A 16,168-nucleotide genomic window follows, 5' to 3' on the forward strand; every position below is an offset into this window, starting at 1 on the left:
TAACTTTATGAATACGAAATTACTGATTGTCGACGATCATGAACTAATCATTAATGGTATTAAAAATATGTTGGCAGCTTATCCACGTTATCAAATTGTTGGCCAAGCTGATAATGGGCTGGATGTATACAATTTATGCCGCCAGACAGAACCAGACATTGCGATTATAGATCTCGGATTGCCTGGCATGGATGGCCTTGATGTCATTATTCAACTGCTTCGCCGCTGGCCGACGATGAGGATTCTGGCATTAACAGCCCGTCATGAGGAACATCACGCCAGCAAAACGTTAAGCAGTGGCGCGCTAGGTTATGTTCTGAAAAAAAGCCCACAGCAAATTCTGCTGGCCGCCATTCAAACGGTGGCGGTGGGTAAACGCTATATTGATCCCGCACTCAATAGTTCTCTGGTTAATAAACTGGCACAAGGTAGCGATGCCAGCCAACCAGTACTAACACCACGAGAACGACAGATCCTAAAACTGATTACCGAGGGTGCTTGTAATCGTATTATCGCGGTTCACCTTTCTATCAGCCAAAAAACCGTAGAAACCCACCGCCTTAATATGATGAAAAAACTGGATGTGCACAAAGTCGCTGAGCTTATCCATTGGTCATACCGCTTAGGACTAAATGAATAATGTCACTGGTGTTTTATTGATGATAGACACAAATAAAAACCCCCTATCTGTCGCTCATCGATAGGGGGCCTACAAATATCAATGCCCAACTCCAAGCAGCGAATAAATCAGCCCGAATGATCTTATATGAGTAAATGATTCGGGCCAATACGAGCGACTAACATCACCGGAACATCAAGGGTAAAGAGTATTAGCTTTGGTTAACCGGCGTCTGTTTTGGTGCAAATAACGCCTTCTCGTATGCCTTGGCTTTTTTATGGTCAAACTGATGTTCCCACTTGGCAATAACCAGCACCGCTAACGCATTCCCCACCACGTTCAGTGCGGTACGTGCCATATCCAGAATACGGTCCACACCAGCGATAAAGGCCAAACCTTCCAGTGGAATACCTACACTGCCTAGCGTTGCTAACAAGACAACAAACGAAACTCCCGGAACACCAGCAATCCCTTTAGAAGTCACCATTAAGGTTAGGACTAGAATGATCTCTTGCCCAATGGACAGCTCGATACCATATAACTGGGCAATAAATATGGCGGCAATACTCTGATAAAGGGTAGAACCATCTAAGTTGAAGGAATAGCCCGTCGGAACCACAAAGCTGGTAATCGATTTTGGCGCGCCATAGGCTTCCATTTTCTCGATGATTCGTGGCAATACAGTTTCTGAACTGGCGGTAGAGTAAGCTAAAATCAGCTCATCTTTCAAAATTCGAATCAATGTCCAGATACGTAATTTACATAATCTGGCAACGGTGCCCAGCACGACCAGTGCAAAAAATAGAATCGCGGCGTAAACCAAAATAACCAGCTTGGCCAATGGAATAAGCGAGGCAAAACCAAAATTGGCAACCGTCACCGAGATCAAACCAAACACCCCGATAGGCGCATAGCGCATAATCATATGAGTGACTTTGAACATGCTTTCAGAAATTGCTTTAAACACATTCAACAGTGGCTCTTTGGTTTCTTTTGGCAATGAAGACAGCCCTAAACCAAACAACACTGAGAAGAAGATAATTGGCAACATATCGCCTTTCGCCATGGAAGCGAAGACGTTGGCAGGAATGAGCGACAAGATAGTGCTCACCAGGCTGTGGCTACCACTTTGTACTTGCTCAGTGGTCTTTTCATACTGGGAGATATCGACCACCGTCAATGCCGACATATCAATGCCGTGCCCCGGTTGAAACACATTCGCCAAGGTGATCCCAACAATAATGGCGATGGTAGTGATAACTTCGAAATAGATAATGGTTTTCAGGCCAATTCGCCCAAGCTTCTTCGCATCACCAACACCAGCAATACCCACGATCAAGGTCGAAATAACTATCGGTACAACAATCATTTTAATTAAGCGGATGAAGATATCACCTGCTGGACTTAAAATATTACTAACTAACCACTCTCTGGATTCAATTTGATTATGCAGAACCGCACCAACCAAAATACCTAATACCAGCGCAATGAGTATTTGCCAGGCCAGACCTATTTTTACACTTTTCATACCCTAAAAATTCCTCAAAGCATCCTATAAAATGCAAGTTACCAAGCATTTCAAATAGAATACTTAATCATTAAATACGGGGCTATAGTTGATAAAACGTATGGTTCAGCCTCCCGCCAGCCGACCACGTTATAAATCAGTATCATTTCTGGACACTCTTCTGCAAGCCTTGTTTACACTAAGCCCACATGATGCTGAGGCATAACTTCAGCCCCAAAAATCTTTAGACCACAGTAAATATTTGTTATTAAAATAATAAAATCCATCAGAGACAAATAACATCGCAACTGTCTGTATAAAAAACAAGCTAAATTAAATTACATGATAAACTCTCATTGTGTTTTATTTTTTCACTTATTTTGTTTTTATTTTGTTAAATTCAGCCATTTTAATTCTCCGCTTATTCTGGAGGTTTCGCAACCAAAGTCGATTTTTTTTCAGCGAAATAAGAGAAATTTATTCAAATAGAGAAAATAGTAAATTGCATATTTATTCCATTGGGCTTTGTATTTATATATTCATATTCTCAGTTGATATATATATGTAATTCTAATTACAGTAAAATATAAAAATATAAACTTTCCGATGATTGTAAATTAATTTTTAATTTTTTGGTTAACAACTACTATTAAATTGCATTAGTCACGCTACGTTAGTACTTTTAGTGACATTCCCCCTTCAATATTCTTATTTCACGCTAGAAATGAGCTGATCTGCACATTTCCTTTCCTTTATTGCATGATCACAAGGCGCGTCTCCTATCATTAAGATATCGATTCACCACGCAGCACATTAAGTAAGTCTCTAAATCAACATCTTTTATGCGTGATCTGCCGCCCAAAAAAGAAACAAAACGGCCCTCCACACTATAATTAACTTTTGATTGACATATTATTAACAATCTCAAGGAGAACTATTATGAGCCAAATACATAAACACCCTATTCCAACTGCAATTGCAGAGCATGCCCTGATAAACCCTGAACAATATCAGCAATATTATCAACAATCTGTGCAGAACCCAGATGAATTTTGGGGCGAACATGGCAAGATTATTGATTGGATTAAACCGTATAAAACGGTTAAAAACACCTCCTTTGACCCCGGTCATATCAGCATCCGCTGGTTCGAAGATGGCACACTGAATCTTGCAGCTAACTGCCTTGACCGTCACCTGGCAGAGCGTGGCGATCAAACCGCAATTATTTGGGAAGGTGATGATCCTAACCAATCAAAAACCGTCACCTATAAACAGCTTCACCACGATGTATGCCAGTTTGCTAATGTGCTGAAAAAACTGGGCATCAAGAAAGGTGATGTGGTTGCAATCTATATGCCGATGGTGCCAGAAGCCGCTGTTGCTATGCTGGCCTGCGCGCGTATTGGCGCCGTGCACTCTGTTATTTTTGGTGGATTCTCACCTGATGCCGTTGCTGGCCGAATTATCGACTCTAACTCAAAACTGGTGATTACTGCCGATGAAGGCATTCGTGCTGGTCGCGCAATTCCACTGAAAAAAAATGTCGATGAAGCCCTAAAAAATCCAGCTATCACCAGTATCAAAAATGTGGTCGTCTTCCAACGTACTGGCAATGCCAGCTATTGGAAAGACGGGAGAGACTTGTGGTGGCATGACCTGATAAAAGAAGCCTCCGCCGACTGCCCGCCAGAAGAGATGAATGCCGAAGACCCACTGTTCATCCTTTATACCTCGGGTTCTACTGGCAAACCAAAAGGGGTTTTACATACCACCGGCGGTTATCTGGTTTATGCCGCGTTGACCTTTAAATACGTTTTTGATTATCACCCCGGCGATATCTACTGGTGTACCGCGGACGTTGGTTGGGTCACCGGCCACAGCTATTTGCTGTATGGCCCACTGGCTTGCGGTGCTATTACTCTGATGTTTGAAGGTGTTCCTAACTATCCAGGCGTCAATCGCTTGGGTCAGGTTATCGATAAACATCAGGTTAATATTCTGTATACCGCTCCTACCGCCATTCGTGCCTTAATGGCCGAAGGTGACAAAGCCATCGAAGGGACAAAACGCGACTCCCTACGCATTATGGGTTCAGTTGGTGAACCTATTAACCCGGAAGCATGGGAATGGTATTACAACAAGATTGGTAACAGTAAATGCCCGATTGTTGATACCTGGTGGCAAACTGAAACGGGCGGTTTCATGATAACGCCACTGCCAGGAGCCACAGAGTTAAAAGCCGGTTCAGCTACTCGCCCCTTCTTTGGGGTACAGCCAGCGTTGGTCGACAACTTAGGTAACCTGCAAGAAGGTGCAGCCGAAGGCAATCTGGTGATAACCGACTCTTGGCCGGGTCAGGCCAGAACCTTATTCGGCGATCATGACCGTTTTGAGCAGACCTACTTCTCAACCTTTAAAGGCATGTATTTCAGTGGTGATGGCGCTCGCCGTGACGAAGATGGCTACTACTGGATAACCGGCCGCGTCGATGACGTACTTAACGTTTCAGGTCACCGCCTAGGGACCGCTGAAATTGAATCCGCATTGGTTTCACACCCGAAAATTGCCGAAGCTGCCGTCGTCGGTGTCCCACACAGTATTAAAGGGCAAGCTATCTATGCCTACATCACGCTGAATCACGGTGAGGAACCAACACCAGAGCTGTATACCGAGGTGCGTAATTGGGTGCGTAAAGAGATTGGCCCAATTGCGACCCCAGATATTTTGCACTGGACTGATTCACTACCAAAAACCCGTTCAGGCAAGATCATGCGCCGTATTCTGCGCAAAATTGCGGCTGGCGATACCAGCAACTTAGGGGATACCTCAACACTGGCCGATCCGGGCGTAGTGGACAAATTACTGGAAGAAAAACAATCAATGCAAACACCGTCGTAAATTGTGCCGCCTACCGGCGGCAAACTTAATTAATGCCTCAAAGGAGAGACTCTGATGAATGACAGCATTTATCAAGAGATTGAAAATAACCCGCGTTTCAAAGAGTTGGTGCAAAAGCGTGGCCGCTTTGCCTGGATACTGTCGCTCATTACCCTAGCGCTGTATGTCGGTTTCATTTTCCTTATTGCTTTCGAACCACAATGGCTCGGTACCCCGCTATATGCAGGCTCCAGCATTACTCGCGGCATACCCGTTGGTGTGGGGTTGATCGTTATTTCTTTTGTTCTTACAGGTATTTACGTTATTCGTGCTAATGGCGAGTTTGACCGTCTGACGGCAGAAATTCTTCGTGAGGTGAAGCAATGAAGACTCGCCATTGGTCCGTACTTTCCTTACTGACTCTGCCTGCGCTGTCACAGGCAGAAGCAATTACCGGCGAAGTTCATCGCCAGCCGCTCAATATCCAAGCGATCATTATGTTCGTACTGTTTGTTGGCGCGACATTATATATTACCTACTGGGCATCAAAGCGCACCCGTTCCCGGGGTGATTATTATACCGCTGGCGGGCGCATAACCGGTTTCCAAAATGGTTTGGCCATTGCTGGGGACTTTATGTCTGCGGCATCATTTCTGGGTATTTCCGCGCTAGTTTATACCTCTGGCTATGATGGCTTGATTTACTCCATCGGCTTTCTAATCGGCTGGCCAATTATTCTGTTTTTAATTGCCGAGCGGCTGCGTAATCTGGGTCGCTATACTTTTGCTGATGTGGCTTCTTATCGCTTGAAACAAAGGCCGATAAGAACATTATCTGCCTGTGGTTCGTTAGTGGTGGTCGCTTTATATCTGATAGCTCAAATGGTCGGTGCCGGTAAGCTGATAGAGTTGTTGTTTGGCTTGAACTACCATGTAGCTGTCGTGTTGGTGGGCATCCTGATGGTACTGTACGTCTTGTTTGGCGGCATGTTAGCCACAACGTGGGTACAGATTATCAAAGCGGTGTTACTGCTGGCGGGTGCTTCGTTTATGGCCATTATGGTTATGAAGTCGGTTAACTTTAACTTCAATACCTTATTCAGTGAGGCCATTAAAGTTCACCCTAAAGGCTTGGCGATCATGAGCCCTGGAGGGCTAGTCTCTGACCCAATATCAGCATTGTCGCTCGGCTTGGCATTAATGTTTGGTACCGCAGGCTTACCACACATTCTAATGCGTTTCTTTACGGTAAGTGATGCCAAAGAAGCCCGCAAGAGCGTGTTCTATGCCACTGGCTTTATCGGTTACTTCTACATATTGACCTTTATTATTGGTTTTGGCGCAATCCTGTTGGTCGGCCCGAATCCAGCCTTTAAGGATGCGGCGGGGGCACTGCTTGGCGGTAATAATATGGCAGCAGTGCATCTGGCTGATGCCGTGGGGGGTAGCTTCTTCTTAGGCTTTATCTCGGCAGTTGCTTTCGCAACTATTTTGGCGGTGGTTGCCGGTCTGACATTAGCGGGGGCATCTGCTGTTTCTCATGACCTTTACGCCAGTGTCATCAAGAAGGGTAAAGCAAATGAACGCGATGAACTGAGAGTTTCTAAAATCACAGTCGTTATTTTAGGGTTTGTGGCAATCGGCTTGGGGATTTTGTTTGAGAAGCAAAACATTGCTTTCATGGTAGGTTTGGCATTCTCCATTGCCGCCAGTTGTAACTTCCCAATCATCTTCATTTCAATGTATTGGGATAAACTGACCACGCGTGGTGCAATGATTGGTGGCTGGTTGGGGTTACTGACTGCGGTGCTCCTGATGATTTTAGGCCCAACTATCTGGGTAACCATTCTAGGGCACGCAAAACCAATTTATCCATATGAATACCCAGCATTATTCTCAATGATAGTGGCATTTGTCGGGATATGGTTCTTCTCCGTCACCGATAATTCAGAAGAAGGTAAGCAAGAACGTCTGCGCTTCAAAGCACAGTTTGTCCGTTCACAAACGGGGTTGGGTGCCTCTCAAAGTAGCTCTCACTGATCGTATTCGGCGGATAAAAGGCCCCTCGGGGCCTTTTTTATGGCTTCAACCAGCGGTCTAACCAAGGGAAAACCACATCTTGTTGCTCTTGGTAAAATACGTGCCCCAACGCAGGCCAGCTACGAGTGACCAAGCGTGATTCCGCATTTTGTGACCGCCAGATTGCATGCACTTTACTGTAAGCCTGCTCGACCGCATCCGATGGGAACAATTTATCTTTCCCGCCGTTAAAAAGAAGCATCGGTTTTGGTGCTGCTAAGCTGGCAATATCAGGGAAATCCAACTTATTGGCAATACCAGGGTGGAGCATGTAAAAAGCGGATTGCCCACGAAGTACATTATTACCTGGGGTCATCAAACCTTGATAGTTACCAAACCAAGAGATAGCCGCAGTGGCCGCGACCTTATCCGATAATGCAGCTAACTGCCAGGCACGATACGCTCCCATAGAAAATCCAAGAGCACCAATACGTTGGCGGTCAACTGATGGAAGTGTCGCCAGAAAATCAACCGTTCGTATATCTTCATAAGCCATCGTGCCCGCTAATGAACGGCCAAGATTAAAGAAGTTACTAGCTAAAGCCTGCTGTTGCTCATAGCTGATAGGGCCTCTATCACCCCAGCCAATAGCATCAATAGAAAGCACGACATAACCGCGTTTTGCCAACTCATCGCCGATGAATTTACCGCTAAAGAATTTATCCGACCAAGCCTGCGCTGAGGCAAGCTGCGCGCTATCGCCCCAAGGCCGGATCATTTTCTCTTTGCCAATATCAAATTTAGACCCATGGTCATGCAAAAGAACAATCGCCGGATGAGGGCCTTTGCTTTTCGGTGTTAATAGCAAGCCCTGGACACGGCTTTCATCTGTGATGTTTAATGCTATTTTTTCAGCAATATAGCGGCCACGGTCCTGCTGATCTATTTTCTCTGCTGAAAATGCAATTGTTGAGTCAGGGGTGAGCAATGCTTGTCGGAAGATCTTTCTGGTGTCACTCTTCCACTGTGCAAAGTCAGTGTATCTCCCTGCCAGCCATGAACTTTGATAAGTCATCTGTTTTTTTAGCTGAGGATAAAATACTGGCAGATTATTTTCAGTAATAGCTTCTTTTTGATACGTCACAGGACTGGCCTGTGCTGTTGCGGCAGTAAGTATCGCTGACAGGGCGAGCGAGCAGACAAATAGACCGGTATTCATTCAAACCTCACAATCAAAACATCGTTTCAATTTTTGATTGAATGATTTTAAGGTAAAAAAGGTTATTTTCTGTGGCGGGGGTTATAAAAATGACAGAAAGCAAAAAGAAAAGGTTATTCAATGTTCAAACTGCATATCATGCTCGAATCGAACCTGCACAACAGACAAACAAAAAAGGCCACCCGTTAGGGTAGCCTCTTTTGCTTATTTGATGCCTAGCAGTGTCCTACTCTCGCATGGGGAGACCCCACACTACCATCGGCGCTACGGCGTTTCACTTCTGAGTTCGGCATGGGATCAGGTGGGACCACCGCGCTATGGCCGCCAGGCAAATTCTGTCTAAACTAAACCCGCTATATGTCTCCACACAGCCAGCCAGCCCAATCTCGGAACTTCGCTGAAAATTTCTATCTCTCAAATCTAAAACACCTTTGGTGTTGTAAGGTTAAGCCTCACGGATCATTAGTACTGGTTAGCTCAATGCATCGCTGCACTTACACACCCAGCCTATCAACGTCATAGTCTTTAACGTTCCTTCAGGGGGCTTAAAGCCCCAGGGAAGACTCATCTCGAGGCAAGTTTCCCGCTTAGATGCTTTCAGCGGTTATCTCTTCCGAATTTAGCTACCGGGCAATGCCATTGGCATGACAACCCGAACACCAGTGATTCGTCCACTCCGGTCCTCTCGTACTAGGAGCAGCCCCTCTCAATCTTCCAACGCCCACGGCAGATAGGGACCGAACTGTCTCACGACGTTCTAAACCCAGCTCGCGTACCACTTTAAATGGCGAACAGCCATACCCTTGGGACCTACTTCAGCCCCAGGATGTGATGAGCCGACATCGAGGTGCCAAACACCGCCGTCGATATGAACTCTTGGGCGGTATCAGCCTGTTATCCCCGGAGTACCTTTTATCCGTTGAGCGATGGCCCTTCCATTCAGAACCACCGGATCACTAAGACCTACTTTCGTACCTGCTCGAGCCGTCACTCTCGCAGTCAAGCTAGCTTATGCCTTTGCACTAACCTCACGATGTCCGACCGTGATTAGCTAACCTTCGTGCTCCTCCGTTACTCTTTGGGAGGAGACCGCCCCAGTCAAACTACCCACCAGACACTGTCCTCACCCCGGATCACGGGGCCGAGTTAGAACATCAAACATTAAAGGGTGGTATTTCAAGGTTGGCTCCATGCAGACTGGCGTCCACACTTCGATGCCTCCCACCTATCCTACACATCAAGGCTCAATGTTCAGTGTCAAGCTATAGTAAAGGTTCACGGGGTCTTTCCGTCTTGCCGCGGGTACACTGCATCTTCACAGCGAGTTCAATTTCACTGAGTCTCGGGTGGAGACAGCCTGGCCATCATTACGCCATTCGTGCAGGTCGGAACTTACCCGACAAGGAATTTCGCTACCTTAGGACCGTTATAGTTACGGCCGCCGTTTACTGGGGCTTCGATCAAGAGCTTCGCCTTGCGGCTGACCCCATCAATTAACCTTCCAGCACCGGGCAGGCGTCACACCGTATACGTCCACTTTCGTGTTTGCACAGTGCTGTGTTTTTATTAAACAGTTGCAGCCAGCTGGTATCTGCGACTGGCTTCGGCGCCGGGAGCAAGTCCCATTACCTAATGCCAGCGTGCCTTCTCCCGAAGTTACGGCACCATTTTGCCTAGTTCCTTCACCCGAGTTCTCTCAAGCGCCTGAGTATTCTCTACCTGACCACCTGTGTCGGTTTGGGGTACGATTTAATGTTACCTGATGCTTAGAGGCTTTTCCTGGAAGCTTGGCATCAACTACTTCACCACCGTAGTGGCTCGTCATCACACCTCAGCGTTGATAAGCAACCGGATTTACCAAGTCGCTCCGCCTACATGCTTAAACCGGGACAACCGTCGCCCGGCTAGCCTAGCCTTCTCCGTCCCCCCTTCGCAGTAACACCAAGTACAGGAATATTAACCTGTTTCCCATCGACTACGCTTTTCAGCCTCGCCTTAGGGGTCGACTCACCCTGCCCCGATTAACGTTGGACAGGAACCCTTGGTCTTCCGGCGTGCGGGTTTTTCACCCGCATTATCGTTACTTATGTCAGCATTCGCACTTCTGATACCTCCAGCAACCCTCACAGGTCACCTTCAACGGCTTACAGAACGCTCCCCTACCCAACAACACCTAAGTGTCGCTGCCGCAGCTTCGGTGCATGGTTTAGCCCCGTTACATCTTCCGCGCAGGCCGACTCGACCAGTGAGCTATTACGCTTTCTTTAAATGATGGCTGCTTCTAAGCCAACATCCTGGCTGTCTATGCCTTCCCACATCGTTTCCCACTTAACCATGACTTTGGGACCTTAGCTGGCGGTCTGGGTTGTTTCCCTCTTCACGACGGACGTTAGCACCCGCCGTGTGTCTCCCGTGATAACATTCTTCGGTATTCGGAGTTTGCATCGGTTTGGTAAGTCGGGATGACCCCCTAGCCGAAACAGTGCTCTACCCCCGAAGATGAGTTCACGAGGCGCTACCTAAATAGCTTTCGGGGAGAACCAGCTATCTCCCGGTTTGATTGGCCTTTCACCCCCAGCCACAAGTCATCCGCTAATTTTTCAACATTAGTCGGTTCGGTCCTCCAGTTAGTGTTACCCAACCTTCAACCTGCCCATGGCTAGATCACCGGGTTTCGGGTCTATACCTTGCAACTAGACGCCCAGTTAAGACTCGGTTTCCCTACGGCTCCCCTATTCGGTTAACCTTGCTACAAAATATAAGTCGCTGACCCATTATACAAAAGGTACGCAGTCACCCAACAAAGTAGGCTCCCACTGCTTGTACGTACACGGTTTCAGGTTCTATTTCACTCCCCTCGCCGGGGTTCTTTTCGCCTTTCCCTCACGGTACTGGTTCACTATCGGTCAGTCAGGAGTATTTAGCCTTGGAGGATGGTCCCCCCATATTCAGACAGGATGTCACGTGTCCCGCCCTACTCATCGAGTTCACAGCAAGTGTGTTTTGGTGTACGGGACTATCACCCTGTACCGTGCGACTTTCCAGACGCTTCCACTAACACACAAACTGATTCAGACTCTGGGCTCTTCCCCGTTCGCTCGCCGCTACTGGGGGAATCTCGGTTGATTTCTTTTCCTCGGGGTACTTAGATGTTTCAGTTCCCCCGGTTCGCCTTGCATGGCTATGTATTCACCATGCAATAGTGCAACGAATTGCACTGGGTTTCCCCATTCGGGTATCGTCGGTTATAACGCTTCATATCAGCTTACCGACGCTTTTCGCATATTAGCACGCCCTTCATCGCCTCTGACTGCCTAGGCATCCACCGTGTACGCTTAGTCGCTTAACCTCACAACCCAAAGGTGTTTTTCGTTATTGGTGTGGCTGTGAACACACTCTGCTATGTTGTGCAGTGCGCGCAATCCTCATGAACGTTAAGTTCACTCCGGTTGCTGTGCGCTGTACGCCTTGCTGAGTGTCTTCTCGCTCACACTGCAACAATGATTACCCATTGGCATTGCGATTATTTGAGAGACTCTATTACAGGTTACTCTTTATCTCAGTACATCTACGGAGAGATAAATTTCGGCTGTAATGTTTCAATTTTCAGCTTGTTCCAGATTGTTAAAGAGCAATATCTTAAACACGACTCGTTAAAGTCATCTTTAAGATATTCAGTTGATAATGTCTTTCACACATTATCGGAGTGGCGTCCCCAAGGGGATTCGAACCCCTGTTACAGCCGTGAAAGGGCAGTGTCCTAGGCCTCTAGACGATGGGGACACAAAAATTTCTACTGAATCACTGATTCAGTATTTTTGTGTAAAGGTGAAAATGTGGTGACACATTCGAACGACTGATGCAGTAAAAACTCGATACCGAGGTCTTATTACACAATCATCACCCTCATCAACAGGTGCTCTTGCTCATTTACATTCATCAGACAATCTGTGTGGACACTGCGCAATGCGTATCGTTAGGTAAGGAGGTGATCCAACCGCAGGTTCCCCTACGGTTACCTTGTTACGACTTCACCCCAGTCATGAATCACAAAGTGGTAAGCGCCCTCCCGAAGGTTAAGCTACCTACTTCTTTTGCAACCCACTCCCATGGTGTGACGGGCGGTGTGTACAAGGCCCGGGAACGTATTCACCGTAGCATTCTGATCTACGATTACTAGCGATTCCGACTTCATGGAGTCGAGTTGCAGACTCCAATCCGGACTACGACAGACTTTATGTGGTCCGCTTGCTCTCGCGAGTTCGCTTCACTTTGTATCTGCCATTGTAGCACGTGTGTAGCCCTACTCGTAAGGGCCATGATGACTTGACGTCATCCCCACCTTCCTCCGGTTTATCACCGGCAGTCTCCCTTGAGTTCCCACCATTACGTGCTGGCAACAAAGGATAAGGGTTGCGCTCGTTGCGGGACTTAACCCAACATTTCACAACACGAGCTGACGACAGCCATGCAGCACCTGTCTCACAGTTCCCGAAGGCACCGAAGCATCTCTGCTAAGTTCTGTGGATGTCAAGAGTAGGTAAGGTTCTTCGCGTTGCATCGAATTAAACCACATGCTCCACCGCTTGTGCGGGCCCCCGTCAATTCATTTGAGTTTTAACCTTGCGGCCGTACTCCCCAGGCGGTCGACTTAACGCGTTAGCTCCGGAAGCCACGCCTCAAGGGCACAACCTCCAAGTCGACATCGTTTACAGCGTGGACTACCAGGGTATCTAATCCTGTTTGCTCCCCACGCTTTCGCACCTGAGCGTCAGTCTTTGTCCAGGGGGCCGCCTTCGCCACCGGTATTCCTCCAGATCTCTACGCATTTCACCGCTACACCTGGAATTCTACCCCCCTCTACAAGACTCTAGCTTGCCAGTTTCAAATGCAGTTCCCACGTTAAGCGCGGGGATTTCACATCTGACTTAACAAACCGCCTGCGTGCGCTTTACGCCCAGTAATTCCGATTAACGCTTGCACCCTCCGTATTACCGCGGCTGCTGGCACGGAGTTAGCCGGTGCTTCTTCTGCGAGTAACGTCAATCAATCGTGCTATTAACACGACTGCCTTCCTCCTCGCTGAAAGTGCTTTACAACCCGAAGGCCTTCTTCACACACGCGGCATGGCTGCATCAGGCTTGCGCCCATTGTGCAATATTCCCCACTGCTGCCTCCCGTAGGAGTCTGGACCGTGTCTCAGTTCCAGTGTGGCTGGTCATCCTCTCAGACCAGCTAGGGATCGTCGCCTAGGTGAGCCATTACCCCACCTACTAGCTAATCCCATCTGGGCACATCCGATGGCGTGAGGCCCGAAGGTCCCCCACTTTGCTCTTGCGAGGTCATGCGGTATTAGCTACCGTTTCCAGTAGTTATCCCCCTCCATCAGGCAGTTTCCCAGACATTACTCACCCGTCCGCCGCTCGCCGGCGAAGTAGTAAACTACTTCCCGCTGCCGCTCGACTTGCATGTGTTAGGCCTGCCGCCAGCGTTCAATCTGAGCCATGATCAAACTCTTCAATTTAAGATTTGTTTGATTTGCTGCTAATAAAAGCAGCGATGCTCAAAGATTACTTTCTGCAAATATGCATCCGAACCGAAGTTCAAATGTGTACTGCTTTGGTCACTCTTCAAGACTTTGATATTTCTTCTGCCTGCCGAAACAGGCTTCGATATCGTCTTGCGAGTGCCCACACAGATTGTCTGATAAATTGTTAAAGAGCAGTGCGTTAGCAACCGGTGGTTGGTAACGCGAGGTGCGCATATTACGCTTTCCTCATTCAGAGTCAACTACTAATTTCGTTGAATTTCTCTGTTCTCTTTGCCGGTCACTTAGCTACTTGATTCGTTGTGTGCCGTCTCGATGGATGCGCATTATAGGGAGTTCCGCGCCGCCCGCAACCGCTAATTTCAATAAAAATGACTGTTTGCTGCATTCCACAGCAAAACCCCGCTTTATACCCAGTTGTGCACAAACTTATCCACAGATTGAATCTGCACTCAAAATTGACGAGCATCACGCAATCGTTTTCGCTACAATTCCCCGCGGCGAAAAAGAGTGACCTTGTCGGCAAAATATCGATGACATGATGTGATTTTTTATAAAACTGGGGAATACCACTCAGGATAAAGCGTATTTTATTGTGGTAGAGGATGAATCGCCCTGCTGAAAGCAGCAAAGAGTGGCATTGCTCCCTATTTGGGACGTTATCTGAGTTTGTTCCTCTCTATATAGTTATCTATATAAGAAGGTAGGATTCAGATAACGCTCTATTAAATGATTGCGAAGAATAACTGCGACTCCAAAGCCAAGGGATAAAACCATGCAACAACGCCGCCCAATCCGCCGTGCTCTACTCAGTGTGTCTGACAAAGCCGGTATCATCGAATTCGCCGCCGCACTTTCTCAGCGTGGCATCGAGTTACTTTCCACCGGTGGAACTGCCCGCCTGCTGGCCGATGCGGGTCTGCCCGTCACTGAGGTTTCTGACTATACCGGTTTCCCGGAAATGATGGACGGACGCGTTAAAACGTTGCATCCAAAAGTGCATGGCGGCATTTTGGGCCGTCGTGGTCAGGATGATGGCATCATGGCTCAACATGGCATTCAGCCGATTGATATTGTTGTCGTGAATCTATATCCGTTCGCTCAGACAGTTGCTCGCCCGGATTGCTCACTGGAAGATGCAGTTGAGAATATCGATATCGGTGGTCCTACCATGGTGCGCTCCGCTGCCAAGAACCATAAAGATGTCGCTATCGTGGTCAAGAGTAGTGACTACCCCGCCATTATTACTGAGCTAGATAATAATGAGGGTTCGTTGACGTATCCAACCCGCTTTGATCTGGCTATCAAGGCGTTTGAACATACCGCCGCCTACGACAGCATGATCGCCAACTACTTCGGCGCGCTGGTGCCAGCTTATCATGGTGACACAGAGCAGCCATCAGGCCACTTCCCACGCACACTGAATCTTAACTATATAAAGAAACAAGATATGCGCTACGGTGAAAACAGCCACCAGCAAGCGGCTTTCTATATAGAAGAAGAGGTTAAAGAGGCATCTGTGGCTACCGCACAGCAATTACAGGGTAAAGCGCTCTCCTATAACAACATCGCAGATACCGATGCGGCGTTAGAATGTGTGAAAGAGTTCAGTGAGCCTGCCTGTGTGATCGTCAAGCATGCCAACCCATGCGGCGTGGCGATTGCTGATTCTCTGCTCGCCGCTTATGAAAAAGCCTATAAAACTGACCCAACCTCTGCTTTCGGCGGCATTATTGCCTTTAACCGTGAATTGGATGCCGAAACCGCCAGCGCCATTATCAGCCGCCAGTTTGTTGAAGTCATTATTGCACCCGCGGTCAGCGCTGAAGCACTGGCATTGCTCGCCGCCAAACAAAATGTCCGTGTTCTGACCTGTGGCCAGTGGCAGGAGCGTGCTACCGGTCTGGACTTCAAACGCGTCAATGGTGGTTTGCTGGTCCAAGACCGCGATTTAGGTATGGTGACTGCAGCCGATCTGCGTGTGGTGTCCAAGCGCCAGCCGACGGAGCAAGAACTGCGTGATGCACTGTTCTGCTGGAAAGTAGCCAAGTTCGTAAAATCCAATGCCATTGTCTATGCGCGCGACAATATGACTATCGGTATAGGCGCAGGCCAAATGAGCCGTGTCTATTCTGCCAAAATCGCTGGTATCAAAGCAGCGGATGAAGGATTAGAAGTGGCCGGTTCTGCCATGGCCTCCGATGCTTTCTTCCCGTTCCGTGACGGTATCGATGCTGCTGCATCTGTCGGGATCAGTTGTGTTATCCAACCGGGCGGTTCAATCCGTGACGATGAAGTCATTGCTGCGGCTGATGAGCATGGCATCGCTATGATCTTTACCGACATGCGCCATTTCCGCCATTAATTAACCCGCTTAACG

Annotated in this window: 8 protein-coding genes, 1 tRNA gene and 3 rRNA genes; 5 read left to right on the top strand and 7 right to left on the bottom strand. The window is 47.8% G+C overall.

The annotated features are described in order from the left end of the window. The first annotated feature begins 7 nt into the window (after window positions 1–7). Complete coding sequence (locus V1955_RS20465) at window positions 8–640, top strand: two component system response regulator (RefSeq protein ID WP_083161133.1); 633 nt, start codon at window positions 8–10, stop codon at window positions 638–640. A 190-nt stretch (window positions 641–830) separates the two neighbouring features. Here V1955_RS20465 and gltP read toward each other — a convergent pair whose 3' ends face one another. Continuing rightward, on the bottom strand, window positions 831–2,147 hold the full coding sequence (gltP, locus tag V1955_RS20470; protein WP_083161135.1) for a glutamate/aspartate:proton symporter GltP: 1,317 nt from the start codon (window positions 2,145–2,147) through the stop codon (window positions 831–833). Between the two features lie 918 nt (window positions 2,148–3,065). Between gltP and acs the strand changes: the two genes are divergently transcribed. From acs to actP, 3 genes are read left to right on the top strand one after another with little or no spacing between them, the layout of a single operon-like run. Next, complete coding sequence (gene acs, locus V1955_RS20475) at window positions 3,066–5,024, top strand: acetate--CoA ligase (RefSeq protein WP_083161137.1); 1,959 nt, start codon at window positions 3,066–3,068, stop codon at window positions 5,022–5,024. Between the two features lie 54 nt (window positions 5,025–5,078). Then, window positions 5,079–5,390, top strand: a complete 312-nt coding sequence (locus V1955_RS20480) for a DUF485 domain-containing protein (RefSeq protein WP_083161139.1) — start codon at window positions 5,079–5,081, stop codon at window positions 5,388–5,390. Further along, on the top strand, window positions 5,387–7,042 hold the full coding sequence (gene actP / locus V1955_RS20485; RefSeq protein ID WP_083161141.1) for a cation/acetate symporter ActP: 1,656 nt from the start codon (window positions 5,387–5,389) through the stop codon (window positions 7,040–7,042). Before V1955_RS20480 ends, actP begins: the two co-directional genes overlap by 4 nt. 37 nt (window positions 7,043–7,079) lie before the next feature. Here the strand turns inward: actP and V1955_RS20490 are convergent, their stop codons facing one another. From V1955_RS20490 to V1955_RS20515, 6 genes are all read right to left on the bottom strand, one after another. Further along, on the bottom strand, window positions 7,080–8,240 hold the full coding sequence (locus V1955_RS20490; RefSeq protein ID WP_420073850.1) for a dienelactone hydrolase family protein: 1,161 nt from the start codon (window positions 8,238–8,240) through the stop codon (window positions 7,080–7,082). Window positions 8,241–8,453: 213 nt separating this feature from the next. Further along, window positions 8,454–8,569: ribosomal RNA gene (rrf, locus tag V1955_RS20495) — 5S ribosomal RNA — on the bottom strand. Window positions 8,570–8,681: 112 nt separating this feature from the next. Beyond that, window positions 8,682–11,589: ribosomal RNA gene (locus V1955_RS20500) — 23S ribosomal RNA — on the bottom strand. Window positions 11,590–11,947: 358 nt separating this feature from the next. Then, window positions 11,948–12,023 (bottom strand) — tRNA-Glu (locus tag V1955_RS20505). 198 nt (window positions 12,024–12,221) lie between these two features. Then, window positions 12,222–13,764: ribosomal RNA gene (locus V1955_RS20510) — 16S ribosomal RNA — on the bottom strand. The 16S, 23S and 5S rRNA genes sit together here with 1 tRNA gene alongside, the layout of an rRNA operon. A 99-nt stretch (window positions 13,765–13,863) precedes the next feature. Continuing rightward, the gene (locus V1955_RS20515; protein ID WP_162484277.1) at window positions 13,864–14,004 is read right to left on the bottom strand and encodes a hypothetical protein; all 141 of its coding nucleotides are present in this window, start codon (window positions 14,002–14,004) and stop codon (window positions 13,864–13,866) included. 559 nt (window positions 14,005–14,563) lie between these two features. Here V1955_RS20515 and purH point away from each other — a divergent pair. After that, the gene (gene purH / locus V1955_RS20520; RefSeq protein WP_083162075.1) at window positions 14,564–16,153 is read left to right on the top strand and encodes a bifunctional phosphoribosylaminoimidazolecarboxamide formyltransferase/IMP cyclohydrolase; all 1,590 of its coding nucleotides are present in this window, start codon (window positions 14,564–14,566) and stop codon (window positions 16,151–16,153) included. The last annotated feature ends 15 nt before the right edge of the window (window positions 16,154–16,168 follow it).

Origin of the sequence: Yersinia sp. 2545 StPb PI (assembly GCF_052217125.1) — a bacterium.
In the GTDB taxonomy this organism is placed as follows: Bacteria; Pseudomonadota; Gammaproteobacteria; order Enterobacterales; family Enterobacteriaceae; genus Yersinia; species Yersinia enterocolitica_E.

Coding starts and splice junctions, on each gene's coding strand:
- V1955_RS20465 (WP_083161133.1), top strand. CDS start 8: ATGAATACGAAATTACTGATTGTCGACGATCATGAACTAATCATTAAT.
- gltP (WP_083161135.1), bottom strand. CDS start 2,147: ATGAAAAGTGTAAAAATAGGTCTGGCCTGGCAAATACTCATTGCGCTG.
- acs (WP_083161137.1), top strand. CDS start 3,066: ATGAGCCAAATACATAAACACCCTATTCCAACTGCAATTGCAGAGCAT.
- V1955_RS20480 (WP_083161139.1), top strand. CDS start 5,079: ATGAATGACAGCATTTATCAAGAGATTGAAAATAACCCGCGTTTCAAA.
- actP (WP_083161141.1), top strand. CDS start 5,387: ATGAAGACTCGCCATTGGTCCGTACTTTCCTTACTGACTCTGCCTGCG.
- V1955_RS20490 (WP_420073850.1), bottom strand. CDS start 8,240: ATGAATACCGGTCTATTTGTCTGCTCGCTCGCCCTGTCAGCGATACTT.
- V1955_RS20515 (WP_162484277.1), bottom strand. CDS start 14,004: ATGCGCACCTCGCGTTACCAACCACCGGTTGCTAACGCACTGCTCTTT.
- purH (WP_083162075.1), top strand. CDS start 14,564: ATGCAACAACGCCGCCCAATCCGCCGTGCTCTACTCAGTGTGTCTGAC.